Origin of the sequence: Pseudomonas sp. JH-2 (assembly GCF_036231725.1) — a bacterium.
Taxonomy (GTDB): Bacteria; Pseudomonadota; Gammaproteobacteria; order Pseudomonadales; family Pseudomonadaceae; genus Pseudomonas; species Pseudomonas delhiensis.
Map to the genome: position 1 here is coordinate 1 of NZ_JAZAQP010000071.1, position 24,752 is coordinate 24,752.

Genomic DNA, 24,752 nt, shown 5'->3' on the forward strand with positions numbered 1-24,752 from the left:
TGCGCGGGCCAGACCGTCGGAGGCCGGGTCGATGCCGACCATCGCGGCCATTTCCAGGTGCTGCGCGTTGCGCAGGATCTTGATCATCAGGTCGGTGCCGATGTTGCCGGAGCCGATGATGGCGACTTTGCGTTTCTGGCTCATGCGGGCCTCCTCACTGGGCTTCGGCGAAGGCCGCGCTGACGCGGCCCAGGCCCTGGATGTCGGCGCTGAAGACGTCGCCCGGGCGTACCGGGACCATCGGCCCCAGGGCGCCGGTGAGGATGACGTCGCCGGCGCGCAGCGGTTCGCCCAGGCGGGCCATGGTGTCGGCCAGCCAGAGCGCTGCGTTCAGCGGGTTGTCCAGGCAGGCGGCGCCGGCGCCGACCGATACCGGTTCGCCGCGCAGGCTCAGGCTCATGCCGCAGTTCACCAGGTCCAGCCGCTCCAGGCGCACCGGGCGGCTGCCGAGCACGAAGAGCCCGGACGAGGCGTTGTCGGCCACGGTGTCGAGCAGGCTGATGTCCCAGTTGGCGATGCGGCTGCCGACGATCTCGATGGCCGGCAGGGCGAAGGCGGTGGCGCGGAGGATGTCCGCCAGGGTGTGGCGCTCGTGGCACAGGTCGTGTTCCAGCACCAGGGCGATTTCCGCCTCCACCTTGGGCTGCTGGCAGTCGCTCCAGGCGATGGGCTGGCCGTCGCCGCGGGCCATCTGCGCGAACAGGCGGCCGAAGTCCGGCTGGTCCACGCCCAGCTGGCGCTGCACGGCACGGGAGGTCAGGCCGATCTTGTGGCCCACCGGGCGCCAGCCGGCGGCGATGTCCGCGGCGTTGTTGCGCTGTTGCACGGCATAGGCCAGGTCGAGCGCAGCGGCGTTGCCTTGCTGGCCGGCCTGCTGGATCAGGTCGCGTACCGGGGCGCAGGGCTGGCCGCTGTCACGGGCCTGGCGCAGGCGCGCGGCGGCTTCGATGAGTGCTGGATGCATGGGTTTCTCCTGGCCTCAGGGGTTGACGCAGACGGTGGTGAGTTCGGAATAGAAGTCCAGCGAGTGGCGGCCGCCCTCGCGGCCCAGGCCGGACAGCCGGGCGCCGCCGAAGGGGGTGCGCAGGTCGCGGAGGAACCAGGTGTTGACCCACACCATGCCCACGTGGATGCGCCGCGAGACACGGTGCGCGCGGCCCAGGTCGCGGGTCCACAGCGAGGCGGCCAGGCCGTAGGCGGAGTCGTTGACGCGGCGCAGCACTTCCTCGTCGCTGTCGAAGGGCGCGATGTGGCAGACCGGGCCGAACACCTCCTCGCGCATGCAGCGGGCGTCGTCGGCAAGGCCGGTCCAGATGGTCGGCTGGACGAACGCGCCCTTGTCGCGGGCATCGCCGAAGCGCGGCACGCCGCCCCCCGTGACCACGCTGGCGCCCTCCTCCACGGCCAGTTGGAAGTAGCCCAGCACCTTGTCGCGGTGCTTGTGGGAGATCAGCGAGCCCATGTTCACGCCGTCCTCGTCGGGGTAGCCGATCTTCAGCTTTTCGGCGCCGGCCTTGAGCGCGGCGACGAAGCGTTCGTAGATCGGCCGCTCGACGTAGACGCGCTCGGAGCACAGGCAGACCTGCCCGGAATTGGTGAAGCTGGAGCGCAGCACCCCGGCCACTGCGGCGTCGAAGTCGCAGTCGGCGAAGACCACCGCGGCGTTCTTGCCGCCCAGTTCGAAGGAGACTTCGCGCACGCCTTCGGCGGCGGCGCGCATGATGGTCGAGCCGGTGCGCGACTCGCCGGTGAAGGTGATGGCGTCCACCCGCGGATGGCGGGTGAGGAACTCGCCGGCGGAGTTCGGCCCGAAGCCGTGGACCAGGTTGAACGCCCCGGCGGGCACGCCCACCTCGTGCATCACCTCGGCCAGCAGGGTGGCGCTGGAGGGCGTGTCTTCCGAGGGCTTGACCACCACCGAGTTGCCGCAGGCCAGGGCCGGCGCGACCTTCCAGGTGAGCAGCAGCAACGGCAGGTTCCACGGCGAGATGATCGCCACCACGCCATGGGGCTTGCGCACCGTGTAGCTGAACACGTCGCTGCCGTCGCCGCTGCGCATCTCGAAGAACTCGCCGCCGCCCTGCCGCACCTGGCCGGCGAAGCTGCGGAAGTTCTGTACGCCGCGGGCCACGTCGAGGCTGCGCGCCTGGTGCACGGGGCGGCCGGTGTCGGCCACTTCGGCGGCGACGAAGTCCTCGAAGCGCCGCTCGATGCCGTCGGCGATGCGCTCCAGCAGGTCGGCGCGCTGGGCCGCGCTGAAACGTGCCCAGGGGCCGTTCTGCGCCGCCGCCGCGGCTTCCACGGCGGCGTTCACCTCGGCCTGGCCGGCCTCGCAGACCTGGCCGAGCAGCCGGCCGTCCACCGGCGAGACGTTGTCGAAAGTGCGGCTGCTGCCGACGAAGGCGCCCGCGATGTAGTGGCGGAGCAAGTGATGAGACACGGCGACCTCCCTTGTAGGGTGTTTTTCGCCGAGTCTAGGGAGGCTCCCTATAAGCGGATAATCAAAAAAGCGCTCTCAGGTATCCCCTGCAGGAATACCTGAACGCGCCTTCAGGCGTTTGCCTCGGCGCCTTCCACCAGCACCTGCAGCTCGCCGGCCAGTACCTGCTGGGTGCCCAGGCGCTGGAGGATGCGCTGGACGATCTGCACGCGCATCACCGCGCCTTCGCGCATCTCCTGCATGGCCTGCAGTGCCTCGTCGGCGCGGGCCAAGCCCTGGCGCGTCGAGTCGCCCAGGCGCTGCACGCCGGCCTGGGCCTCCTCGGCGGAGTGCCGCAGGCTGTCGGAAATCCCGCGGATCTGCTCGCTGGAGCCGTTGACCCGGTGCGACAGGTTGCGCACCTCGTCGGCCACCACGGCGAAGCCGCGGCCGTGCTCGCCGGCGCGGGCCGCCTCGATGGCGGCGTTGAGCGCCAGCAGGTTGGTCTGCCGGGCGATGTCCTGGATGCTGCCGACGATGGCGCCGATGCGCAGGGACTCGCGGCCCAGTTCGTCGAACACCTGGGTCATGTGCGCCATGTAGCCTTCCAGCTCGCCCAGGGCGCCGGCGGCGGCCTGGATGCTGCTGGCGCTCTGCGCCACCCGGTCGCCGGCGTTGCGCGCCAGGTCGTCGGCGTAGCGCATGTCGTCCTCGGTCTGCTGCAGCGCCTGGCGCAGGTCGCCCAGGGGCGGACGCAGGCGCCCGGCCAGCGGGTCGGCCACGCCGGGGGCGGGCTCCGGCAGCGAGGGCGGCGGCGGGGGCTGCGCCGCGACGGCCACGGGCACCGGCACCTCGATGCGTTGCGCCGGCAGGCGGTGGTAGAGCAGCCCGGCGCCCAGCAGGCAGGCCAGCAGCGGCGCCAGCAGCGCGCCCTGGGCCGAGGGCAGCCAGGGCAGGCAGAGGGCGCAGAGCGCGGCCAGGCCGAGCAGCGTGGCGGCGGTGGTCTTGCGCGTCATGGGGTCTCCTTGGCGAAGGGGGGGCCGTATGGCCCCCCGGGTGGGCTCAGAACAGCTTCCAGGTGTAGCTGAGGATCAGCCGGTTCTCGTCGATGTCGCTGCGGTAGTTGGAGCGCGCCATGACGTTGCGCACGCGCACGTTGAGCCCGGCCACCGGGCCGCTCTGCACGGTGTAGCCGATGTCCAGGTCGCGCTCGCGGTCCTTGCCCTCGAAGCCCATGCCGGTGTCGACGTTGTCGCCGCTGATGTAGCGAACCGTGGTGGTCAGGCCGGGCACGCCGAGGGCGACGAAGTCGTAGTCGTAGCGCACCTGCCAGGAGCGCTCGTCGGTGGAGGCGAACTCGTAGGTCGGCACCTCGTTGCCCAGCGGCGAGACGTTGGCGAACACCCGGGGGAAGGCGCTGTCGCCGAACATGCCCTGGTAGCCGAGGTAGAAGGTGTGCCCGCCGCGCTTGGCCGAGAACAGCGAGAAAACCGCGCGGTTGTCGATGTCGCCGAGCAGGTGCTTGCCGTCCTCGCTGGCGTCGAAGTAGCCGAGGTTGGCGCCCAGCACCCAGTCGCCCACCGGCTGGGCGTGCTTGAGGCCGAGGAAGCGCTGCTTGTAGATGTCCTCCAGCTGGCCATACCAGGCGCTGACGCGGGTGCGCTTGCCATTGAAGTCGTAGTCGCCGCCTGCGTAGTTGAAGGCGTCGCTCTCGGCCTGGCGCTGCGGCTGGTAGCTGAGCATGGCGATCATCTTCTCGTCGCCGCCCTCGTTGCGCAGGTGGGTGGAGGTGAGGTGCCCGGCCTGCAGGGTCAGCCCGGGGATTTCGCTGGAGCTCAGCGAGGTGCCCTGGTAGCTGGGCGGTAGCAGGCGGATGTCGCTGAACACCAGAACCGGCAGGTTGGGTTGCAGCTCGCCGACCTTCAGCTCGGTCTTCGACAACTTCACCTTGCCGGCCAGGCCCAGGCGGCTGTAGTCGTCCGGCGCGCGGCCGTCGCCGCCCACCGGCAGCAGGCCTGTGTTGGTGCGGTCGGGGCTGCTGTCCAGCTTCAGGCCGAGCACGCCGATGGCATCCAGGCCGAAGCCGACGGGGCCCGGGGTGTAGCCGGAGCTGAAGTTGAGGATGAAGCCCTGGGCCCACTCCTCCGCCCTGGACTGCCGGTTGGGCCCGACGATGTCGGAGAAGTCGCGGCTGAAGTAGTAGTTGCGCGCCTGCAGGGTGGCGCTGGCACCTTCGATCAGCCCTTCGGCCGCGGCCGCCGGCTGGGCGGCGGCCACGCCGATACCCAGCGCGACGGCGGTCACGCATACGCGATTGCTCATGATTTTCTCTTGTTCTTATGGTTGTACGATCCCCTGCCTAGCGACCGGAGGGCCGCGGCCAAGCGCTGGGCGGGGAGCTGTGTGTCGGCCCGCGGGGGCATGGGGCTGTCCGCTTCGTCAGCCGCCCTGCCCTGCTTCCGCTGCCGTCTTGCCTGGGGCGGGCACCCCGGCCGGGCGCCCGCTTGCGGTTGCTCCGTGGTCAGGCGCGCACGGCGCGCGTCTCGGGTTGGCCGGCGCGGCGGCGCACCAGCAGCAGGTGCGCGGCCAGGCCGAAGATCAGGCCCCAGAAGGCCGCCGACAGGCCGAGGAAGGACATGCCCGAGACGGTCACCAGGAAGGTGATCAGCGCCGCCTCGCGGTCCTCTGGCACGCCCATGGCGCCGGCCAGCGCCCCGCCGATGGCGCCGAACAGCGCAAGGCCGGCCAGGGCGGCGATCAGTTCGCGGGGGAAGGCGCTGAACAGCGACACCAGGGTGGCGCCGAACAGCCCCAGCAGCAGGTAGGCGACGCCGCCCACCACTCCGGCGACGTAGCGCCGCGCCGGATCCTCGTGGGCCTCGCGGCCGGTGCAGATGGCCGCGGTGATGGCGGCGAGGTTCAGGCCGTGGCAGCCGAAGGGCGCCAGCAGCAGGGTGCCCAGGGCGCTGCTGGCGATCAGCGGGCGCGCCGGGGTCTGGTAGCCGTCGTTGCGCAGCACGGCGATGCCCGGCACGAACTGCCCGGTGAGCGCCACCACCACCAGCGGCAGGGCGATGTTGAGCAGCGCGTGGACGCTGAACTCAGGGGTGATCCACTGCGGCGTGGCCAGGCCGATCACCAGCGCCGAGGCGTTCAGCTCGCCGCCGCCGATGGCCATGGCGCAGCCCACCAGCAGCACCAGGGCCACGGCGTAGCGCGGCGCCAGGCGCTTGCCCAGCAGGTAGGCGACGAACATGGCCAGCACCAGCGCCGGCTTGGCCTGCAGCGAGACGAACAGCTGGGTGCCGAAGCTGAACAGGATGCCCGCCAGCATGGCCGCGGAGATGGCCGGCGGCAGCTTGCCGACCACGCGGTCGAAGGCGCCGGAGATGCCCACCAGGAAGATGATCAGGCTCGACACCAGGTAGGCGCCGACCGCCTCGTTCAGGCCGATGCCCGGCAGCAGCGCCACCAGCAGCGCCGAGCCGGGCGCCGACCAGGCGATCACCAGCGGCACCTTGTAGCGCAGGCTGAGGAGGATGCCGAGCACGCCGCTGCCGATGGAGATCGCCCAGACCCAGGACGACACCGCGGCGCCGGGCAGGCCGGCGCTCTTGGCCGCCTGGAAGATGATCACCAGGGGGCCGGCGTAGGAAATCAGGGTGGCGATCAACCCGGCCACCAGGGCGGACAACGAGAAGTCGCGGATGAGGTCTTTCATGGCGCCTCACTTTTTTCTTGTTCTGCACGCAAGGCTTCGCCCTGCCGGCAAGCCGGCTGGGAACGATGCTCAGGGGGAGCACACCGTAGGAGCGGATTCATCCGCGATTCGCGCCGGTGGTTCCGGCTATCGCGGACAAGGTCCGCTCCTACGCTGTTTGCCGGGACAGCGCCTCAGGCGCCCTGCACCTGCAGCGCGCGCGGGCGGTGGCTGCGCTGTTCGTCATCGGTGCTGGTGGCCTTCTGCAGCTGGAAGCTGAATTCCAGCTCGGCGACGCGGCCTTCGATGCCGTGGGCGTTCTCGACGAAGTTCACTTCGCCGACCAGGCCGTCGCGGGTGGCGTAGGCGAAGTCGTCCCACAGGTACTGGTCGCCGGACAGGTTGATCTGGGTGGTCAGGTGGCGGTAGCCGGGCGCCGAGATGAAGAAGTGGATGTGCGCCGGGCGCTGGCCGTGGCGGCCGAGCTGGTTCAGGCACTCCTGGGTCGGGCCCTGCGGGTCGCAACCATAGCCGCTGGGCACGATGCTGCGGGCGCGGTAGCGGCCCTCGGCGTCGGTGACGATGCGGCGGCGCAGGTTGTACTCGCTCTGGCTCTGGTCGAAGTAGGAGTAGTTGCCCTTGGTGTTGGCGTGCCACAGGTCGACGGTGGCGCCGGCGATGGGCTTGCCGTCCAGGTCCAGCACGCGGCCTTCGAGGAACATCACGGTGGCCACGCCGTCCTCGCTGCCGTCGTCCATGCGGGTTTCGCCCTGGGCGATGGGCGCGCCGGCCACGTACAGCGGGCCTTCGATGGTGCGCGGGGTGCCGCCGGTCTTGCCGATCTGCGCGTCCTTGGCGTCGTTGAGCAGGTCGAGGAAGTGCTCGATGCCCAGGCCCGCCACCAGCAGGCCGGCTTCGCCGCGGCCGCCCAGGCGGTTCAGGTAGTCCACGGCGGTCCAGAACTCGTCGTCGGTGACTTCCAGGTCCTCGATGAGCTTCGCGGTGTCCTGCAGCACGCGCAGCATGATGCGCTTCAGGCGCGGGCTGCCGGCGTCGTTGCCGTAGCCGGCGGCTTCTTCGAAGAACTTCTGGATCTCGGCAGTCTGGGAAATCTTCACGGTCATGGTGTTCACCTCGTCTTGTTCTTATACAGGGGTTTCGTCGGTCGGGATTGCGGGTCCGGGCTCAGCGGTCGTCGGCATGGATGGAGGACGGATGGCGGCAGAGCCCGTCGACCTCGATGTCCATGTAGGGGAACAGCGGCAGCTGCATCAGGGTGTCGTGCAGCTCTTCGACGCTGGCGAGGTCGAAGACGCTGTAGTTGGCGTAGTGCCCGGCGATGCGCCACAGGTGGCGCCACTTGCCCTCGCGCTGCAGGCGCTGGGCCAGTTCCTTCTCGTCGGCCTTGAGTTGGGCGGCCTTGGCCGGGTCCATGTCGACGGGCAGCTTCACCGTCATCTTCACGTGGAACAGCATGGGGGCTTCTCCTCTATCGCAGAATTCAGGCGCGGGTTCAGGGGCGGCGGAAGCGCTTGAGGCGCTCCTCGTCCAGGCTCAGGCCGAGGCCCGGGGCGTTCGGTACCATCAGCTGGAAGTCGCGGTACACCGGCGGCTCGGTGACGATTTCCTCGGTCAGCAGCAGCGGGCCGAACAGTTCGGTGTGCCAGGTCAGCTGCCTGAGGGTGAGGAAGGCGTGGGCCGAGGCCAGGGTGCCGATGGCGCCTTCGAGCATGGTCCCGCCGTACAGGGCGATGCCGGCCGCCTCGGCGATCTGCGCGGTGCGCAGCACGGCGCGCGGGCCGCCGTTCTTGGCGATCTTCAGGGCGAAGATGCTGGCGGCGCCGTCGGCGGCCAGGCTGAAGGCGTCCTCGACGCTCTCGATGGATTCGTCGGCCATGATGGGGGCCGGGCTGCGCTGGTTCAGGCGCACCTGGCCGGCGCGGTTGATGCGCGAGATGGGCTGCTCGATCAGGTCGATGCCGTTCTCGCCGAGCACCTGGCAGCCGCGGATGGCCTGGGACTCGTCCCAGTACTGGTTGACGTCCACGCGCACGCTGGCGCGCTCGCCCAGGGCCCGCTTGATCGCCACCACGTGCTTGAGGTCCTGCTCCAGCGCGTTGGCGCCGATCTTCAGCTTGAAGATGCGGTGGCGGCGCAGGTCGAGCATGCGCTCGGCTTCCTCGATGTCGCGGGCGGTGTCGCCGCTGGCCAGCGTCCAGGCCACTTCCAGGCCGTCGCGCACGCGGCCGCCGAGCAGTTCGCTGACGGCCAGGCCCAGGCGCTTGCCCTGGGCGTCGAGCAGCGCGGTCTCCACCGCCGAGCGGGCGAAGGTGTTGCCCTTGATGGCCTTGTCCAGGCGCTGCATGGCGGCGTTGACGTTGCAGGCGTCCTGGCCGACCAGCAGGGGCGCGAAATGCGCCTCCAGGTTGGCCTTGATGCTCTCGGGGCTTTCGTTGCCGTAGGCCAGGCCACCGATGGTGGTGGCCTCGCCGAGGCCTTCGATGCCGTCGCTGCAGCGCAGGCGCAGGATCACCAGGGTCTGCCGCTGCATGGTGTGCATCGCCAGCTTGTGCGGGCGGATGGTCGGCAGGTCGACGATGATCGCCTCGAGGCGTTCGATCAGGGCTTGGGTCATGTCAGGTTCCATATCACGCTAGGCTCTTGTCGAGGCCCGGCCGTCTGTCGCGGCCGATACCTTCCAGGTCTTGTCTTGCACGTCGAAGGATTGCGCCAGCAGTGGCAGGCAGTCCAATATCATTGCCCTCTCGTTCCATACCCTGGAGGTATCATGGAGCTTCGACACCTGCGGTACTTCCAGGCGGTGGCCGAAACCCTCAACTTCACCCGCGCCGCGGAGCGCCTGCACATCGCCCAGCCGCCGCTGAGCCGGCAGATCCAGCAGCTGGAGGAACTGCTCGGCGTCGAGCTGCTGGAACGCGGCCGGCCGCTGCGCCTGACCGAGGCCGGGCGCTTCTTCTACGAGCAGAGCGGCACCCTGCTCGAACAGCTGCAGAACATCTGCGACAACACCCGCCGCATCGGCCTGGGCCAGCGCCAGTGGCTGGGCATCGGCTTCGCCCCCTCGACCCTCTACGCGGTGCTGCCGGAGCTGATCCGCGAGCTGCGCGCCGACACCGAGCTGGAGCTGGGCCTGCAGGAGATGACCACCCTGCAGCAGGTCGAGGCGCTCAAGAGCGGGCGCATCGACATCGGCTTCGGGCGCATGCGCTTCGACGACCCGGCCATCCACCAGCAGGTGCTGCGCGAGGACCCGCTGGTGGCCGTGCTGCCCACCAGGCACCCCCTGCTGGGGGCGCCGGTGAGCCTGCGGCGCCTGTCCCGCGAGCCCTTCGTGCTGTACCCGGCCAACCCGCGGCCGAGCTATGCCGACCACGTGCTGGCGCTGTTCGCCAACCACGGCCTGGGCATCCGCGTGGCGCAGTGGGCCAACGAGCTGCAGACCGCCATCGGCCTGGTCGCCGCCGGCCTGGGCGTGGCCCTGGTGCCGGCCTCGGTGCAGCAGCAGCACCGCCCGGACATCGGCTACGCCAGCCTGGAGGAACCCGAGGCGGTGTCGCCGATCATCCTCAGCCGCCGCGCCGGCGACGTCAGCGCCATGGTGCAGCGCTGCCTGACGCTGATCGAGCAGGTCAACCGCTAGGCCGGCGCGGCGCTTCACGCCTGGGCTCCGGCCAGGGGGGCGACCGCCAGGCTGCGCCGGCTGACCAGGTACATGGCCAGTGCGGCCACCGCGCCGGGGATGGCGAAGGCCATGAAGTTCAGGTGCAGCGGCAGCTCGATGGCCAGCAGCGAGCCGCCCAGCAGCGGGCCGACGATGGCGCCGTTGCGGCCGATGCCCGAGGCCCAGCCCAGGCCCGTGGAGCGGATGGCCAGGCCGTAGAACTGCGCGGCGGTGGCGTAGAGCAGGATCTGCGTGCCGATGGTGGTGGCCCCGGCGATGCCGATCAGCAGGTAGAGCACCGGCATCGGGCTGTTGAAGCCCAGCAGCGTGATGGAAACGGCAGCGGCGACGAAGAACAGCGCCACCACCCTGGGCAGGTTGAAGCGGTCGCCCAGCCAGCCGCCGAAGATCGCCCCGAACATGCCGCCGAAGTTCAGCGCCAGCAGGAACGACAGGCTCGAACCCAGGCTGTAGCCGGCGTTGGCCATCAGCTTCGGCAGCCAGGAGCTGAGCGCGTAGACCATCAGCAGGCAGCAGAAGAACGCCACCCAGAGCATCAGGGTGCGCAACGCCCGGCCCTCGCGGAACAGTTCCAGCACCGGCGCGCCCCGGGGCTTGCCCTCGTCCAGGTGCAGTTCGCTGGTGTCGTCCAGCGCGCTTTCCGGGCTGACGCGGCGCAGGATGGCGCGGGCCTGGCCGGTGCGGCCCTGGCGCAGCAGGAAGCCCACCGATTCGGGCAGTTGCCAGAGGATCAGCGGCAGCAGCAACAGCGGCAGCAGCGCGGCGAAGAACATCGCCTCCCAACCGAAGCGCGGCAGCATGTAGATGCCCACGCCGGCGGAGAGCATGCCGCCCAGGGAGTAGCCGCTGAACATCACCGCCACCAGGGTGCTGCGCAGTTTCTTCGGCGCGTATTCGTTCATCAGCGCCACCACGTTGGGCATCAGCCCGCCGATGCCCAGGCCGGCCATGAAGCGGCAGATGCCGAACTGCGTGGGGTTGGTGGCGAAGCCGTTGAGCACGGTGAAGCCGGAGAAGAGCACGAAGCAGATGGCGATGCCCTTCTTGCGCCCGACCTTGTCGGCCAGCGGGCCGAAGAACAGCGCCCCGGCCATCATCCCGAACAGCGCGTAGCTGCCCAGGGCGCCGGCCTGCAGCGGGCTCAGGCTCCATTCCTTCATCAGCACCGGCAATACCACGCCGTAGATGAACAGGTCGTAGCCGTCGAAGATCAGCAGCAGGGCGCACCAGGCCATCACGCGCCAATGGAAGCGGCCGAAGCGCGCGTTGTCGATGACCTCGTGTACGTCGATTTTCCGCATGGCGTCACTCTCTTTTTTGTTGTTGTGCGAGAAGCCGTTCGGGCCGCGTCGTGGGCGGTCCGTCTTTACGTAGGATGGCGTTGAGCGCAGCGATACCCATCAACTCCGGGCGATGGGTATCGCCTTCGGCTCAACCCATCCTACGAATGTGTGTGGTTCAACCCAGGTCGCCACCGCCTACCGGCAGGGTCACGCCGGTGATGTAGGAGGCTTCGTCGGAGGCCAGGAAGAGGATGGCGCCGACCTGTTCGTCGATGCTGCCGTAGCGCTTCATCAGGCTGCTCTGCACGGTCTGGTCGACGATCTGCTGGTACCAGGCCTTCTCCTGCGTGCTCTGCTCGGCGGCGTTGCGCGGGATGCGCCGCGGCGGCGCCTCGGTGCCGCCGGGCGCGGTGGCGTTGACGCGGATGCCGCGCTCGGCGGTCTCGAAGGCCAGGCAGGCGGTCAGCGCGTTCACTCCGCCCTTGGCCGCGCCGTAGGGCACGCGGTTGACGCCGCGGGTGGCGATGGAGGAGACGTTGACGATGGCCCCGCCGCCCTGCTCCAGCATCGGCGCCAGCGCGGCGCGGCAGCACCACAGGGTGGGGAACAGCGAGCGGCGCACCTCGGCCTCGATCTCGTGCTCGGCGTAGTGCTCGTAGGGCTTGGCCCAGATGGTGCCGCCGACGTTGTTGACCAGCACGTCCAGGCGGCCGAAGCGCTGCACGGCCTCATTGACCACGCGCTGGGCCTCGGCGAATTGCTCCAGGTCGGCGGTGAGGGTCAGGACCTCGGCGCGCTGGCCGAGTTCGTCCTGCAGTTCGTGGACCAGCTCGGAGCGGTCCACCGCCACCAGGCGGGCGCCCTCCTCGGCCAGGCGCTCGGCGACGCGGCGGCCGATGCCCTGGGCGGCGCCGGTGACGATGGCGACCTTGTTGGTGAATCTGTTCATGGTTACCTCGGCAATGGTTGCGTCCTGGGAGGTGGGTGCGGTATCCGGCTGCCCTCTCCCCCCGCCCTCTCCCTGAAGGGAGAGGGGGCTTGTCCGTGCCTGCGTCATCCAAGGCTTCAACCGGCAGCTCCGTATGTGCCGAAACCTCCGGCTGAAGCCATGCAGGCCAGCAGCTCAGGACGGTCCCCTCTCCCTTCAGGGAGAGGGTTAGGGAGAGGGGTTCTTACAGCGCCCCCATCACGCCGCACTGGCCGCGAACTTCTCGTAGTAGAAGTTGGCCGGCGTGATGCCCTGCTCGCGGATGTAGGCGCTGACCGCCTCGACCATCGGCGGCGGGCCGCACAGGTAGATGTCCACCTCGCCTTCGTTGAGGTGCCTGGGTTCGATGTGCTGGGTGACGTAGCCCTTGTGCGGGTAGCTGCTCTCGGGGTTGGCCACGCAGGCGCTGAAGCTGAAGTTGGGGATGCGCGCGGCGAGGGCCTCGAGCCTGTCCAGCTCCACCAGGTCGAAGTCGTTGGTCACCCCGTAGATCAGGTGCAGCGGGTGCTCGCTGCCCTGCTCGGCGATCTTCTCCAGCATCGCCGTGAAGGGCGCCAGGCCCGTCCCACCGGCCAGCAGCAACAGCGGGCGCTTGATGTCGCGCAGGTAGAAGCTGCCCAGGGGGCCGGCCAGTTCCAGGCTGTCGCCGGCCTTGGCCAGGCTGGTGAGGAAGCTGCTCATCAGCCCGCCCGGCACGTTGCGGATCAGGAAGCTGACCTCGCCGCCCTTCTGCAGCGAGCTGAAGGAATAGGCGCGGCTCTGGTCGCTGCCCGGCACCTGCAGGTTGACGTACTGCCCCGGCAGGAAGGCCAGCTTGCTCAGGGATTCGCCCTTGACCGACAGCGCGATGGTGCTCTCGGACAGCTGGCGCACCTCGCTGATGGCCGCCTGGTAGCTGGCCTGCTGGGTCTTGCAGACGTCCGAGGAGGCTGGCACGCGCACCACGCAGTCGCTTTCGGCGCGCATCTGGCAGGTCAGCACGTAGCCCTGCTCGGCTTCCTCTTCGCTCAGCGCATCCTCGATGTATTCCTGGCCCAGGTCGTAGCGGCCGGCCTCGGCGAAGCACTTGCAGGTGCCGCAGGCGCCGTCGCGGCAATCCAGGGGGATGTTCACGCCCTGGCGGTAGGCCGCGTCGGCCACGGTCTCGCCGGGGTTGGCGTCGATGAAGCGGGTGACGCCGTCTTCGAAGTTCAGTGCGATCGAATAGCTCATGGCGGCCACCTCAGATGTGGTAGATGTCGATGACCTGGCGGACGTAGTCGTTCTTCAGGACCACCTTCTTGGCCTTGATCAGCGGGTTCTCGCCGCGCAGGTCGATGGCGTAGAAGCTGGTGCCGAAGTAGCTGTCGGTGGTCTTGTAGCGGAAGCTCAGGGTGTGCCAGTTGAAGCGCACCTGGCAGATGCCGTCCTCCTCGCCCAGCACCTCGATGTTGCTGATGTTGTGCGAGGTGCGGGTGTCCGGCATGGTCGCGCTGGAGCGCTCGGTCTTGATGCGGAACACGCGGTCTTCCAGGCCGCCGCGGTTGCCGTACCAGATCAGCGAGATTTCCCGCTGCGGGTCCTGGGTCAGCTCGTCGCGGTCGTCCCAGGCCGGCATCCAGAAGCTGGCGTCGCTGGCGTACAGCTCCAGCCAGGCGTCCCAGTCCTTGTCGTCGAGGTAGCGGGCTTCGCGGTAGAGGAAGTCGCGGACGGTTTCGTAGCGGCTCATCACACGGCCTCCTCGAGCGGAATGCGCTTGGCTTCTTCGGCGGCCAGGGCTTCGCTCATCGCCTGCAGCCAGTACTTGTGCTGCAGCACGAACAGGCCTTCGTCCTCGGTGCGCACGCCGGACAGTTGCGGGTGCAGTTCGATTTCCTGCGCGGCTTCGTCGGCGCCCTCGATCCAGTGGGCGGCGCCACGGGACATGTCGTTCCAGCCCTCGGCGCTGCCCTGGTAGGCCTGCTGGCAGGAGCGGAACTCCTCCAGGTCGTCCGGGGTGGCCATGCCGCTGACGTTGAAGAAGTCCTCGTACTGGCGGATGCGCTGGGCGCGGGCCTCGGCGCTCTCGCCTTTCGGCGCGATGCAGTAGATGGTGATCTCGGTGCGGTTGACGTCGATGGGCCGGGCGATGCGGATCTGCGAGCTGAACTGGTCCATCAAGTAGACGTTGGGGTACAGGCAGAGGTTGCGCGAGTTCTGGATCATCCAGTCGGCGCGGGCCTGGCCGAAGTCGGCGGCGAGCTGTTCGCGGCGCTCGTAGGCCGGGCGGTCCTCGGGGTTGGCCCAGCGCGTCCAGAGCAGCATGTGGCCATGCTCGAAGGAGTAGAAGCCGCCGCCGTGCTTGGCCCAGCCGCCGGCGCTCATGGTCTTCACTTCCTCGCCGGCCTCGCGCTGCTTGCGCTGGTTCTGGGTGGCGGCGTAGTTCCAGTGCACGGAGCTGACGTGGTAGCCGTCGGCGCCGTTCTCGGCAGTGAGCTTCCAGTTGCCCTCGTAGATGTAGGTGGAGGAGCCGCGCAGCACTTCCAGGCCCTCGGGGGACTGGTCGACGATCATGTCGATGATCTTCGCCGACTCGCCCAGGTGCTCCACCAGCGGGCGCACGTCGGGGTTGAGGCTGCCGAAGAGGAAGCCGCGGTAGGACTCGAAGCGGGCGACCTTGGTGAGGTCGTGCGAGCCTTCGCAGTTGAAGCTCGACGGGTAGCCGGCCTCGGCCGGGTCCTTGACCTTGAGCAGCTTGCCGGAGTTGTTGAAGGTCCAGCCGTGGAACGGGCAGGTGTAGCTGGAACGGTTGCCCGACTTGTGCCGGCAGAGCATGGCGCCCTTGTGGCTGCAGGCATTGAGGAAGGCATTGAGCACGCCATCCTTGTTGCGCGCGATGAAGATCGACTGGCGACCGATCAGGGTGGTCAGGAAGTCGTTCTTCTCGGGAATCTGGCTTTCGTGGGCGAGGTAGACCCAGTTGCCTTCGAAGATGTGCTTCATCTCCAGTTCGAACAGGCGCGGGTCGGTGAACATTTCGCGCTTGCAGCGGTAGACGCCCTTGACGGGGTCTTCTTCGAGCAGGGAACGCAAGTAGTCGATACCCAGGGTCATGGCCGGGGCCTCCGTTGTTATTGTTCAGGCAGGCTCAGGTTAGGGCTGGGTGGGCGGGGGCAATATCCGCTTTGTGCAGAGCGTTATCCGGTTTTTGCAGGCGGGGTTGCGGGGTGTTTCAGGGGGGTGGGGATTGAGGGGGTGCGGGGTCGGGTTCGTGCTCTGGCCCCACCCTCGTTATTCCCGCGAACGCGGGAGCTCAATGGCTTGGGGGCTTGGGGGCTTGGGGGCTTGGGGGCTTGGTGTAGCGCGCCGCTCCGAGTGCTCGGATGTTTTTTGTTTCGCCCCCTCGGGCGAGTCACTTTTGTCAAACGCCACAAAAGTAACCAAAAAGGCTTGCCCCGCATACGGGCCCGATGGAGCCGGGCTACCCTCGCGAATTCCCCCGCCACGGAGGCCCGCCCCGAGGGTACGTCCCTGTAGCCCATCGGGGCTCTCGCGACATCCATGTCGCATGACCTCCTGAGCGCCGGTTTCGCTCGGCCTTCTGAAGGGGCGTTCCGGTGCGCTCGGATATTTCTCTGGAAACCCGTAGGGCGCATAACGCCTACGGCGTTATCCGCCGAATCGCGGACAGAGTCCGCTCCTACGGTTCCAGGAAGCACGGACGTAGGAGCGGGCCCTGCCCGCGATTCGCGCGCAGGGCGCGCTCCTACAGGGGAATGGCATGGCTCGGGCGTAGGAGCGGACTCCGTCCGCGATTGGATTCACCGGCCACGCCGGGCGCCCCGGTGGCATGGCCAACGGTGGATAACCGCGAATGCCGCCCGGTATCAGCCGCGGCGCTTGAAGGTTTCCGAGGGCAGCTCGCCGAACTGCTGGCGGTAGCTCTCGGAGAAGCGCCCCAGGTGCAGGAAGCCGTAGTCCAGCGCCAGCTCGGTGACGTTGCGCACGTTGCAGCTGGGGTCGGCAAGGCTTGCACGGATGCGTTCGAGCTTGCGCTGGCGGATGTACTGGCGCGGGGTGCTGCTGGCGTGGCGTTCGAACAGGGCGTAGAGCGAGCGCAGGCTCATCTTGGCCTGGCGGGCCAGTTCCTCGATGTCGATGTCCTGCTTGAGGTTGCGCTCGATGTAGTCGTCGATGCGCTCGAACGAGGCCATGGGCGCGGCCAGGCATTCGCGGCTGACGTTGGTCTGCAGCAGGGTCAGCAGCTTGCTGGCGACGATCTGCTGGTAGTGCTCCTCGATGCGCGGCAGGCGCTCGCCGGCCTCGGCTTCCATGCAGACCATGCCCAGCAGGTTGACGAAGCCTTCCAGCTCGCCCAGGCGGTAGCGGCTCTCGGTGAAGCGCGGGCCCTGGCGCGGGTGGGCCCAGCGCTGTTCGGCGCAGACGCCTTCGAGCACCGCGGTGGGGATCTTGATGATGAATTTCTCGCAGTCGTCCGAGTAGGTCAGGTCGACCGGGTCGTCCGGGTTGATCAGCAGCAGCTCGCCGGGCTCCAGGTAGTGTTCCCGGCCCTGGCCGCGCCACAGGCAGTGGCCGTGCAGCAGCACCTGCAGGTGGTAGATGGTCTCCAGCGCCGGCGAGGTGACGCGCACCGCGGCGCCGTAGCTGATGCGGCAGAGGTCGAGGCTGGCGAACTTGCGGTGGTTGAGGCTGGCTTCGGGGCGGCCGTGGGCGGGCATGCGCAGGGCGTGGCTGCCGACGTGCTGGTTGACGTAGCCGGACACCGCGTAGGGGTCGGCGCGTTCGAAGATCCGGCTGCGCTCGCTCAGCAGGTTCTGCATACAGGCACTCACTCTTGTTGTAGTCGTCCGCGCTCTTCGTCGCGGCTCGTGCCCGTCCAGTCTATGCCGTGGCCGGGACGGCAGGGCCCGGCAGAGGACGGACGGTCGCGCGGCCACCCCGATCCGGGGACGGCTGGCCCGCATACCGTCCGGCCACCCTAAGGTGGGATGGCCGGCGGCGCAATTCGACCTGTGGCGGAGTGTTCGCCTATCGCACGCTTTCGCCCTGGCTCATTGCCAGCAGGTGCTGGCCGTGCCGGTGCCGCTGGCGCCGCGGGTGCCGGCCTGGTCGAGGGTGAGCGTCAGGCATTCGCTGTCCCTGGCCTGGCTGCCGGTGGCCGTGGCGGTCAGGGTGTAGGTCGAGGCCGTGACGTTGGAGATGGCCAGGCTGTAGTACTGCACGCCCGCCAGGTAGCTGGCCAGGTTCAGCGCGGTGCTGGTGCTGGCGTAGGTGTTGTTCTGCGCGAAGTAGCGCTCCTGCCGCGCCGCCGCCTCGCTCAGCAGCGCCTGGCCTTCGGCGCGGTGGCTGCGCAGCACGTATTTCTGGTAGCTGGGCAGCGCGATGGCCGCGAGTATCGCCAGGATGACCACGACGATCATCATTTCTATCAGGGTGAAGCCGCGGCTTCGTTGTACGGGTTTCATCGTTCGCCCCATCAGTTGGAATCGCTCGGCAACACCTGCCAGCTGCGCCGGCCGCTGACCGTGCCGGTGTTGGTGGGTACGCCATCGGGGAGGTAGACGTCCCCACCGCCCCAGGTGTAGCCACCGGACAGCGTGATGTCGCCGCCGTCGGTGACGAAGCCGGACATCGACTCGTAAATGCCGTCGCTGTTCAGGTCGAAGACGTTGTAGTCGGTCTTGCCGCCGCTCTCCGGGTCCACCGCGTAGACGGTGCCGGACAACCCCGCGGCGCAGGTGCCGGTCTGCGGCGTGGAGCTGGCGAAGATCAGGCTGGAACCGTACAGCGTCATGTCGTAGATCAGCCGCTCGCCAGTGCGCGGGAAGTCGAAGTACCAGCCCCAGGTGGCGACGTTGGCGTCGGCGGTGTCGCCGCTGCTGTCGTACCAGGCGACGTCGCTCTCGCTCAGGGTATAGGTGGTGGTGCCGTCGGTGGTGCCGGCGGTCAGCGTCTGCTGTTGCAGGTCGCTGCGCGTCTTGGCCGCGGTCAGCGAGGCGCTGGTGGCCTCGCCGGCGGTCTTGCGGTCCCAGATGCCGTAGATGCTCTGGGTGGCGGTGGCGGTCTTGTCCGAGGTGGTCAGGTAGCGGCCGCTGCCGAAGGCGACGATGTAGCCGGTGCCGCTGGGGTGTTCCACCAGGCTCGGCGCCGCGGTGATCGGCTGGCGCACGTTGCTGGCGTTGCGCGCCACGTACAGCGGGTTGCCGCCGAAGGCCACGGCGAACTTGGCGTCGGCGGCGCTGGCGGTGAGCGGGCTGCTGGCGCTGGTGTCGATCAGGTCGAAGCGCCAGAGGTCGCCCAGCAGGTCGCCGGCGTAGACGTAGTCGGCGATGCCGTCGCTGTTCACGTCGGCCACGTAGAGCCGCGACAGGCCGTTGGCCAGGCTGTCGATCGCTCCAGTGTCGGTGGTGGTCAGGCTGGGGGTAGCAGTGATCTTTTTCAGCAGGGTGCCGCTCTGGATGTCGATGATCAGCAGCGAGGCGCTGTTGCTGCCGCTCTCGTAGCCGTTGGGCACCAGGGCCACCCACTTGCCGTCGTGCAGGCGGGCGATGCTGGGCTTGGCGGCGGTGTAGCCGAGGCTGGAGTCGCTGTCGCTGGTGAACTCCCAGAGCAGGCTCGGCGAGGCCGGGTCGGTGATGTCCAGGGCGAACACCTCGCGGCCGCCGGCGCCGAGGCTGCCGACCAGCACCTTGTGCCAGGCCGAGCCGTAGTAGACGTCGGCCACCACCGGGGTGCCGTCGACGAAGTAGCGGTGCTCGGTGCCTTCGTCCTGGCCGTAGTCACTGGCGGTGAGGATGTTCAGGTTGGCGATCACCGCGCTGGGGATGAAGGCGAACAGCTCGGCCCCGGTGCTGGCGTTGAAGGCATGCAGCATGCCGTCGTTGGCGCCGACGTAGACCGCCGACGGCTTGGCGGCCTGGCCGCTGGCGTAGGTTGCATAGCTGGTGCTGCCCTCCAGGGCGTCGGCCCGCGCGGTGATGTAGTCGGCGCCGCTGACCAGCACCGGCGAGGAGTTGACGATGTCGCCGAGCAGCGAGGAGCGGCTGCGGAAGCTGGTGTTGCTGCCGCGCAGGAAGTCCACGCGGGTGGAGCCCTTGCTGTCGACCACGCCGGCGGCGGTGCGGTTGAGCGCGGTCTGCTGGGCGGTGCTGAGGTTGGCCCAGGTGAACGAGGTCAGGCTGCCGCTCTTGGCGAAGTAGATGTTGCGGCTGCTGGGCAGTTGCGCCGAGGCCTTCCACAGGGTGGTGGTGGTCGTGCTGGTGGCGCCGCTGCTGGAGGTGGTCTTGACCTTCTGCTTCTTGATCAGGTCGCCGGTCCAGTCGCTGGAGCTGAAGTTGGTGCTGTAGACGTAGTCGCCGTCGTCCAGCGACTGCGAGTCCACCGCCACCGCGGTGACCGAGGTGTTGAGCTGGAGGATGTCGTCGAAGGCCGACTTCAGCTGGCTGGCCAGCTTGCTCGGGTTGCTCACCAGGAAGTAGTTGTCCGGGGTGCCGTCGCCGTCGGTGTCCCAGGTGCTGAGGTCGCTCTTGCCGTACTTGGCGGCGTACCACAGGGGGTCCTGCAGGGTGGTGACGGCGGTGGAGGTGGAGGGCGTGAAGGTGCGGGTGTGCGAGTCGGAACGCCCGCTGATGCTCGCGCTGTTGTTCGCCAGGCCCGGCAGGTAGCTGCAGTTGGCGTTGGTCGCCGAGCAGTCGCCGGGGTACTTGCCGTCCGGGGTGTCGAGCTTGTAGCGCGTGGTTCCGCTGCCGCCGCCGGTGACCTCCAGGTAGACGCCGTCCTTGGTGGTGCCGGACATGGTGTAGCCCATGTGCGACTCGTAGGACGCCACCGAATATTCGGTCTTGGAGGTGACCGACACGGTGCCGTCGCTGTTGGCCGTCACCGTGTAGAGCACGATGGCGTCCATGTCGTAGTCGCTGCCCTGGGCCGAGTCGTCGTAGACCACGCGGAAGGTGATGGTGCTGATGTTGCCGCTGCTGTCCTTGGTCAGGGTGTCGATGTAGAAGCCGGTGATCTGGCTGACCACGCCCTGGGTCACGTCCATGCTGAAGGGCACCAGTTTGAGGGTGCCCTTGCTGGTGGTGATCCTGATGTTGGGCAAGGTCGAGGACAGTGCGATGGAGAAGCTCTGTACCTTGTTCGAGCCGGCGCTGGTCAGTACCGTCTGGCTGCCGAAGTAGCTCACCGCGGCGGTGCTGTAGCTGCCCTGGCGCGTGGGCTCCTCGGCCAGGCCGCGGATGCTGGCGAAGCTGCTGGCGGACTTGGCGGTGGGCGCCGAGTCGTTGGTGGTGCCGGAGGATTCGCCGATGTTGACCTTGGCGCTGGCGCCCACCTCCTTGCTCCACAGGGTGGCGCCGATGCTGGCGAAGTCGAAGCCGATGTCGTCGGTGGGCTTGACGTCGCTGCCCAGGGTGCTGCCCGGGACGTCCGAGTCGTAGCTGGGGTTGATGTCGCTCATCAGCGTCATGAACGGCCGGGTGCACGACGGATAGGTCGAGTAGGGGTTGCTCCAGGTGGATACGCTGGACAGCCCGAGGCCGGTGTCGATGGTGCCGGCGGCGTAGTTGCCGTTGAGCGCCTTGCCGGCGTAGTAGCGCAGCGCCTCGTAGGCCATCTCGCCCAGCGGGTTGCCCCAGTCCGGGCAGCTGCCGTTGGTCAGCGGGTTGAGCAGGGTGCCGGTGCTGCAGCGCTGGTAGTACACCAGGCGGTCGAGGTTGGCGACGATGCCGCTGTTGTTCACGTAGCAGCGCGAATTCAGGCAGCCGGTGCCGCTGGTGGAATCGGTGAGGAAGCGCCCGGTGCTGGCGGTGTATTCGTCGCCGAAGCTGGCCGGCGCCTTGCGCAGCACGCCGCCACGCAGGTTGTTGGTGTAGGTGCCGGTCATCAGGCCGAAGTACATCTTGTTCGAGGCACCGTAGTCGTGCAGCACCCCGGTGGGCTTGTAGACGCTGCCGTACTGCACGCAATTGCTTTCCAGCAGGCCACTGACGCAGGCCTGCACGCGCACCGTCATGTCCGGGCTGGGGGTGACGCTGGTGCTGGAGGAAATGGTGTTGGTGGCCTGCGGGTCCTCCCGCGAGACCCAGTTCCAGATGCGGTAGCTGGTGTTGCTGATCACCCGCAGCTTGGGCACGGCACTGCTGCTGTAGCCGGTGAGCGTGGACGTGCCGCTGGCCGGCCGCGAGGTGTTGGCGAAGAGGATGTACTTGCCGCTGTCCGGGACGCTCAGCGGCGCGTAGTCGGCGATGTTGTAGCCATCGCGGGCGACGCTCTTGTATTCCTTGCCCCAGCTGTGGGCGTCGTTGGGGATGAAGGCGCGCTCCAGCACCGTGGCGGTGGCGCTGTCGGTGGAGCGGTAGCCGCCGTAGAGCACCTTGCGCAGCACGTCCAGGCGCGACATGGTCAGGTAGTTGAGGAAGTCGCCGCTCCACTGGCTGCTGCACTTCTTGGTGCTGGTGACGCTCTTCGGGACGAAGACGTTGTTGCTGCTGTCGTAGCTGTAGCACTTGTACGAGTCGAAGTAGCCGGTGTAGTCGATGCTCGGCTTGTAGTAGATGTCCAGCTGGCCGTCGCCGTCGATGTCCGAGGCGTCGTTGTAGGCCGGGAAGTAGAGCTTCTGGTCGCGGCCGACCACCAGCATGTTCATCGGCGGCGCGATGTTGCTGACGAACAGCGGCGTCTGCGCCAGCACCGAGGCCCGGGCGCCGGCGCACAGCAGGCAGGACAGCAGGAGCAGCGCCAGCGCGCGCAGCGGTTTCATGGTGGGGAGCCTCCTCGCGGGCCTCATGGGATCACCAGCGCGGTGCTGGAGCGCAGGCACAGGGTGTTCGCGGCGCAGCCAGTGCTGGCGCTGTCCTTGTAGGCCTGGGCGTTGACTTCGTAGTAGTAGGTGCAGCCGGCCTGGCCCTTGGACAGGTAGGCGTTGGCGCTGCCGCCGGAGCCGCCCTTGCAGCTGTTGCCGATGTAGCGCAGGTACCAGCGCGCGTTGCGCGGCAGGCTGGTGGCGCCGTCCAGCCCGGTGTAGGCCGTGGCGCTGGAGAAGTCCACGGCATAGCTGCTGGCCAGGCCGGTGTAGCAGGGGCTGGACGACGAACAGGCCTCCAGCGCGCGGCTGCTCTCGCTCACCCTGCCCTCGCCTTCGCGCAGGGCCGATTCGGCCGCGCTGGTCAACCGCTGCAGCTCCAGGCGGTTGCCGGTCATCCGCCCTTCCAGCTGCATCTCGCGCATGCCGCCGACCGCCAGCAGGGTCAGCACCAGCAGCATCACCAGGGCGACGAACAGCACGGCGCCGCGCTGGCGCCCGTGCATCGGGGTACTCCTCATGGCATCAGGTTCCTCAACATGCTGCTGCCGCTGACGATGCGCCGCAGGGTGCCGTCGCCGTCGGTGCAGGCGCTGCCGCCGCTGAGGGTCGCCCAGTCGGTGCAACTGGTGGTGCTCATGCCGCCGGTCAGGTTGCTGCCGCTGCTGGCCAGCAGCAGCGTGTAGCGCAGGCTGCGCACGATCTGGGCGCTGGTCGGGCTGGCGACGTACTTGGCGACCTGGCGGGCGTTCTCGTCGGTGCCGGTGTCCACGCCGTAGTCGAAGTGCACCGCCGCCACGTTGTCGGCCAGCACGCTGCCGTTGCAGCTGAGCTGGCCGTTGGCGAGGCCGATCTTCTCCACCACGTCGTTGCTCGGGCTGAAGGTCGCGTAGGGCGTGGTCAACCCCGGCAGGCTGCCCAGGGAGGCGCCGGTGCAGTCGATGTCGTCGGCGTCGCGCGGCTGGTAGCGCAGGCACAGGGTGTTGGCATCCACCCGCACCAGCGCCTGGCCGGCGGCGAAGCTGCAGCCGTTCTTGCTCTGCGCCGGGAAAGCGGTGCTCATGCGCGTCGATGGCTGGCGCCGGTAGCCGGCCCGGGACAGGCGCGCGTCCAGCACCCGCTGCAGGTAGCGGGCGTTGTCGAGGTTCTCGGACTGGCCGGTGAAGTAGCGGGTGCGGGTGCTGCCGTCGAGGTACATCTGGGTGACGCCCAGTATCAGGAACAGGCCGAGGGTCATGGCCACCATCAGCTCGACCAGCGAGAGGCCGGCCTGGCGGCGGGGATGGGCGGGCATTCAGGGCTCCTCGCGCAGCACGTAGTGGCAGATGGTCGGGTCGCTGCCGGCATTCGCGTCCAGGCACTCGCCGGACTTCACCCGCCAGGCCAGCTGGATCTCGATGGCCGAGCCGCTGCCGCTGCAGGCGCTGGCGCCATTGCTGCGGCAGACATGGAAATCGCTGCTCATCAGGCTGGCGGCGTCGGGCAGCGCCTGGCGCACCCGCTGCGCCCAGCAGCCCAGGCGTTGCGAGGCGCTCAGCGCGGCCAGCGAGGCGCAGCTGTCCGGCGCCGCGGGGAAGGCGCTGCCGCTGGCCTTGTAGTAGTCGGAGCTGGCCGGCGGCGTCAGCGGCGTGCCGCCGTCCTGGGCGGAATAGAGGTCGGTGCGGATGGTTTCCATCAGCTCGTCGGCCAGCGCCGCCGCCGTGCCGCGCACCGCCATGTCCTGGGAATAGGCGATCGCCCTGCCCTGCATGGCGAGCATGCCCAGCACGCCGACGCAGATCACCAGCAACGCCACCAGCACTTCGATCAGGCTGAAGCCGGCCAGGTTACGTTTCATTGGCTGCTCCCCGAGCCCAGGCTCATGTAGCCGGACGCGGCGACCTTGATGCTGTAGCTGCTGCCGCTCTTGCTGCCGCTAAGGCTCAGGCTGGCCACCGCGGCGCTGCCGTCGGCACGGAAGGTCAGGCCGCTGACGCTGCTGCTGACGCCGATGCTGCTGGGCAGGCTCAGGCGCTGCGCCACCAGGCTGGCGTCGAGCGAAGCGCAGCTGCCGGCACGCACCAGCAGCCACTCGTAGGCGCTGCCGTTCTGGCACAGGCTCATGGCGGTGCGCGTGCTCACGGCGTCGGCGCGGGCGCCCTGGAGCAGGCGGTAGAGCGCCGAGGCGGAAGACTTCACCCGGCTGGACTCGATCAGCGAGCCGAAGGCCGGCACGGCGATGCTGGCGAAGATCGCCACCAGGGCGACCACCACCATCAGCTCGATCAGGGTAAAAGCGCGCTGACCCTCGGCCCCCTCCATGGGCACCGGCCTGCGCGGGTGGACAGAAACACTCATGGCCCGAACCGCTCGAACGACAGTTGCATGAAACCCCGGCCGGGGCCGGGATGCGATGGCCTATTGTCGGGCCGGCGTTAGCGGCGGCATGTGTCCTTAATTTTTCATGGGCGATACATTCGCTACCGCTCGCAGGCGGTGGGCGACCGCTGGTCCGTTGTCATTGCGGGGGGAGATATAGAGGGCCGGTTCTTCGGAGCGGATCCTATCCGCGAATCGCGCCGGAACGGCCGGTAATCGCGGACGGAGTCCGCTCCTACGAGGGCGTGCCTCCTGGCAACCCGTAGGGGCAACTGTCTTGCAGGCCGCGCCGAGGTGCTCTTCGTAGGATCGAGGGGGACGCCTAGTTCTTGCTCGCGGCTTGGCCTCCTGCTCCTCCCTTGAACCTTGTCATTCCCGCGAACGCGGGAAGCCAGTGGCTTGGGGTTTGGTGTAGCGCGCCGCTCCGAGTCTGCGGAGATTTTTTGTTTCGCCCCCTCGGGCGAGTCCCTTTTGTCAAACGCCACAAAAGGAACCAAAAAGGCTTGCCCCGCATACGGGC

21 protein-coding genes and 1 pseudogene are annotated in these 24,752 nt (G+C 68.5%); 1 reads left to right on the forward strand and 21 read right to left on the reverse strand.

The annotated features are described in order from the left end of the window. The 9 genes and pseudogenes from VV867_RS28890 to VV867_RS28930 all read right to left on the reverse strand — a co-directional run. Positions 1 to 144, reverse strand: a pseudogene (locus VV867_RS28890) (acetaldehyde dehydrogenase); the annotation flags it as partial. A gap of 10 nt (positions 145 to 154) precedes the next feature. Beyond that, positions 155 to 964 (reverse strand): 2-keto-4-pentenoate hydratase, encoded by an 810-nt coding sequence (locus VV867_RS28895; protein ID WP_328568254.1) that lies wholly within the window; start codon positions 962 to 964, stop codon positions 155 to 157. A gap of 15 nt (positions 965 to 979) precedes the next feature. After that, complete coding sequence (locus VV867_RS28900) at positions 980 to 2,440, reverse strand: 2-hydroxymuconic semialdehyde dehydrogenase (RefSeq protein WP_328568255.1); 1,461 nt, start codon at positions 2,438 to 2,440, stop codon at positions 980 to 982. 110 nt (positions 2,441 to 2,550) lie between these two features. Next, positions 2,551 to 3,435, reverse strand: coding sequence for a methyl-accepting chemotaxis protein (locus VV867_RS28905; protein WP_328568256.1), 885 nt, complete (start codon positions 3,433 to 3,435; stop codon positions 2,551 to 2,553). A gap of 46 nt (positions 3,436 to 3,481) precedes the next feature. Then, positions 3,482 to 4,741: an OprD family porin gene (locus VV867_RS28910; RefSeq protein WP_328568257.1), complete on the reverse strand. Its 1,260-nt coding sequence runs from the start codon at positions 4,739 to 4,741 to the stop codon at positions 3,482 to 3,484. Between the two features lie 199 nt (positions 4,742 to 4,940). Then, a complete protein-coding gene (locus tag VV867_RS28915) occupies positions 4,941 to 6,140 on the reverse strand; it encodes a benzoate/H(+) symporter BenE family transporter (RefSeq protein WP_328568258.1) in 1,200 nt (399 codons plus the stop codon). Positions 6,141 to 6,313: 173 nt separating this feature from the next. After that, positions 6,314 to 7,243 (reverse strand): catechol 1,2-dioxygenase, encoded by a 930-nt coding sequence (gene catA, locus VV867_RS28920; protein ID WP_328568259.1) that lies wholly within the window; start codon positions 7,241 to 7,243, stop codon positions 6,314 to 6,316. A 61-nt stretch (positions 7,244 to 7,304) separates the two neighbouring features. Beyond that, a complete protein-coding gene (gene catC / locus VV867_RS28925; protein WP_015477003.1) occupies positions 7,305 to 7,595 on the reverse strand; it encodes a muconolactone Delta-isomerase in 291 nt (96 codons plus the stop codon). Positions 7,596 to 7,632: 37 nt separating this feature from the next. Next, complete coding sequence (locus VV867_RS28930) at positions 7,633 to 8,754, reverse strand: muconate cycloisomerase family protein (protein WP_328568260.1); 1,122 nt, start codon at positions 8,752 to 8,754, stop codon at positions 7,633 to 7,635. A 153-nt stretch (positions 8,755 to 8,907) separates the two neighbouring features. Here VV867_RS28930 and VV867_RS28935 point away from each other — a divergent pair, with 153 nt between their 5' ends. Next, positions 8,908 to 9,780 (forward strand): LysR family transcriptional regulator, encoded by an 873-nt coding sequence (locus VV867_RS28935; RefSeq protein ID WP_328568261.1) that lies wholly within the window; start codon positions 8,908 to 8,910, stop codon positions 9,778 to 9,780. 14 nt (positions 9,781 to 9,794) lie between these two features. Here the strand turns inward: VV867_RS28935 and VV867_RS28940 are convergent, their stop codons facing one another. The 12 genes from VV867_RS28940 to VV867_RS28995 all read right to left on the reverse strand — a co-directional run bounded on the left by VV867_RS28940 (position 9,795) and on the right by VV867_RS28995 (position 24,211). Then, positions 9,795 to 11,123, reverse strand: a complete 1,329-nt coding sequence (locus tag VV867_RS28940) for an MFS transporter (protein WP_109934986.1) — start codon at positions 11,121 to 11,123, stop codon at positions 9,795 to 9,797. Positions 11,124 to 11,280: 157 nt separating this feature from the next. Continuing rightward, positions 11,281 to 12,054 (reverse strand): 1,6-dihydroxycyclohexa-2,4-diene-1-carboxylate dehydrogenase, encoded by a 774-nt coding sequence (locus VV867_RS28945; protein WP_328568262.1) that lies wholly within the window; start codon positions 12,052 to 12,054, stop codon positions 11,281 to 11,283. Positions 12,055 to 12,291: 237 nt separating this feature from the next. After that, positions 12,292 to 13,305: a benzoate 1,2-dioxygenase electron transfer component BenC gene (benC, locus tag VV867_RS28950; RefSeq protein WP_328568263.1), complete on the reverse strand. Its 1,014-nt coding sequence runs from the start codon at positions 13,303 to 13,305 to the stop codon at positions 12,292 to 12,294. Positions 13,306 to 13,315: 10 nt separating this feature from the next. Further along, positions 13,316 to 13,801: a benzoate 1,2-dioxygenase small subunit gene (gene benB, locus VV867_RS28955; RefSeq protein ID WP_074982713.1), complete on the reverse strand. Its 486-nt coding sequence runs from the start codon at positions 13,799 to 13,801 to the stop codon at positions 13,316 to 13,318. Beyond that, positions 13,801 to 15,165 (reverse strand): benzoate 1,2-dioxygenase large subunit, encoded by a 1,365-nt coding sequence (gene benA, locus VV867_RS28960; RefSeq protein WP_328568264.1) that lies wholly within the window; start codon positions 15,163 to 15,165, stop codon positions 13,801 to 13,803. Before benA ends, benB begins: the two co-directional genes overlap by 1 nt. 773 nt (positions 15,166 to 15,938) lie before the next feature. After that, a complete protein-coding gene (locus tag VV867_RS28965) occupies positions 15,939 to 16,892 on the reverse strand; it encodes an AraC family transcriptional regulator (RefSeq protein WP_275629739.1) in 954 nt (317 codons plus the stop codon). 231 nt (positions 16,893 to 17,123) lie between these two features. Beyond that, positions 17,124 to 17,537, reverse strand: coding sequence for a type IV pilin protein (locus VV867_RS28970; RefSeq protein ID WP_109934521.1), 414 nt, complete (start codon positions 17,535 to 17,537; stop codon positions 17,124 to 17,126). Between the two features lie 11 nt (positions 17,538 to 17,548). Further along, positions 17,549 to 21,832 carry a pilus assembly protein gene (locus VV867_RS28975; RefSeq protein ID WP_328568265.1) on the reverse strand — a complete coding sequence of 1,428 codons (4,284 nt, stop codon included), beginning with the start codon at positions 21,830 to 21,832 and terminating at the stop codon, positions 17,549 to 17,551. Between the two features lie 23 nt (positions 21,833 to 21,855). Then, positions 21,856 to 22,395 carry a pilus assembly PilX family protein gene (locus VV867_RS28980; protein WP_275629736.1) on the reverse strand — a complete coding sequence of 180 codons (540 nt, stop codon included), beginning with the start codon at positions 22,393 to 22,395 and terminating at the stop codon, positions 21,856 to 21,858. Beyond that, the gene (locus tag VV867_RS28985) at positions 22,392 to 23,168 is read right to left on the reverse strand and encodes a PilW family protein (RefSeq protein WP_328568266.1); all 777 of its coding nucleotides are present in this window, start codon (positions 23,166 to 23,168) and stop codon (positions 22,392 to 22,394) included. The genes VV867_RS28980 and VV867_RS28985 overlap by 4 nt, the downstream gene beginning before the upstream one ends. Beyond that, on the reverse strand, positions 23,169 to 23,711 hold the full coding sequence (pilV, locus tag VV867_RS28990; RefSeq protein ID WP_328568267.1) for a type IV pilus modification protein PilV: 543 nt from the start codon (positions 23,709 to 23,711) through the stop codon (positions 23,169 to 23,171). After that, positions 23,708 to 24,211 (reverse strand): pilus assembly FimT family protein, encoded by a 504-nt coding sequence (locus VV867_RS28995; RefSeq protein ID WP_328568268.1) that lies wholly within the window; start codon positions 24,209 to 24,211, stop codon positions 23,708 to 23,710. The genes pilV and VV867_RS28995 overlap by 4 nt, the downstream gene beginning before the upstream one ends. Positions 24,212 to 24,752 lie beyond the last annotated feature (541 nt).

What these genes read in the sequence shown, in the direction of transcription:
- VV867_RS28910 (WP_328568257.1), bottom strand. Translation starts at nt 4,741, where the DNA reads ATGAGCAATCGCGTATGCGTGACCGCCGTCGCGCTGGGTATCGGCGTG.
- VV867_RS28915 (WP_328568258.1), bottom strand. Translation starts at nt 6,140, where the DNA reads ATGAAAGACCTCATCCGCGACTTCTCGTTGTCCGCCCTGGTGGCCGGG.
- VV867_RS28970 (WP_109934521.1), bottom strand. Translation starts at nt 17,537, where the DNA reads ATGAAACCCGTACAACGAAGCCGCGGCTTCACCCTGATAGAAATGATG.
- benC (WP_328568263.1), bottom strand. Translation starts at nt 13,305, where the DNA reads ATGAGCTATTCGATCGCACTGAACTTCGAAGACGGCGTCACCCGCTTC.
- benA (WP_328568264.1), bottom strand. Translation starts at nt 15,165, where the DNA reads ATGACCCTGGGTATCGACTACTTGCGTTCCCTGCTCGAAGAAGACCCC.
- VV867_RS28980 (WP_275629736.1), bottom strand. Translation starts at nt 22,395, where the DNA reads ATGAGGAGTACCCCGATGCACGGGCGCCAGCGCGGCGCCGTGCTGTTC.
- catA (WP_328568259.1), bottom strand. Translation starts at nt 7,243, where the DNA reads ATGACCGTGAAGATTTCCCAGACTGCCGAGATCCAGAAGTTCTTCGAA.
- pilV (WP_328568267.1), bottom strand. Translation starts at nt 23,711, where the DNA reads ATGAAACGTAACCTGGCCGGCTTCAGCCTGATCGAAGTGCTGGTGGCG.
- VV867_RS28995 (WP_328568268.1), bottom strand. Translation starts at nt 24,211, where the DNA reads ATGAGTGTTTCTGTCCACCCGCGCAGGCCGGTGCCCATGGAGGGGGCC.
- VV867_RS28930 (WP_328568260.1), bottom strand. Translation starts at nt 8,754, where the DNA reads ATGACCCAAGCCCTGATCGAACGCCTCGAGGCGATCATCGTCGACCTG.
- VV867_RS28905 (WP_328568256.1), bottom strand. Translation starts at nt 3,435, where the DNA reads ATGACGCGCAAGACCACCGCCGCCACGCTGCTCGGCCTGGCCGCGCTC.
- VV867_RS28945 (WP_328568262.1), bottom strand. Translation starts at nt 12,054, where the DNA reads ATGAACAGATTCACCAACAAGGTCGCCATCGTCACCGGCGCCGCCCAG.
- VV867_RS28985 (WP_328568266.1), bottom strand. Translation starts at nt 23,168, where the DNA reads ATGCCCGCCCATCCCCGCCGCCAGGCCGGCCTCTCGCTGGTCGAGCTG.
- catC (WP_015477003.1), bottom strand. Translation starts at nt 7,595, where the DNA reads ATGCTGTTCCACGTGAAGATGACGGTGAAGCTGCCCGTCGACATGGAC.
- benB (WP_074982713.1), bottom strand. Translation starts at nt 13,801, where the DNA reads ATGAGCCGCTACGAAACCGTCCGCGACTTCCTCTACCGCGAAGCCCGC.
- VV867_RS28935 (WP_328568261.1), top strand. Translation starts at nt 8,908, where the DNA reads ATGGAGCTTCGACACCTGCGGTACTTCCAGGCGGTGGCCGAAACCCTC.
- VV867_RS28940 (WP_109934986.1), bottom strand. Translation starts at nt 11,123, where the DNA reads ATGCGGAAAATCGACGTACACGAGGTCATCGACAACGCGCGCTTCGGC.
- VV867_RS28965 (WP_275629739.1), bottom strand. Translation starts at nt 16,892, where the DNA reads ATGCAGAACCTGCTGAGCGAGCGCAGCCGGATCTTCGAACGCGCCGAC.
- VV867_RS28975 (WP_328568265.1), bottom strand. Translation starts at nt 21,832, where the DNA reads ATGAAACCGCTGCGCGCGCTGGCGCTGCTCCTGCTGTCCTGCCTGCTG.
- VV867_RS28895 (WP_328568254.1), bottom strand. Translation starts at nt 964, where the DNA reads ATGCATCCAGCACTCATCGAAGCCGCCGCGCGCCTGCGCCAGGCCCGT.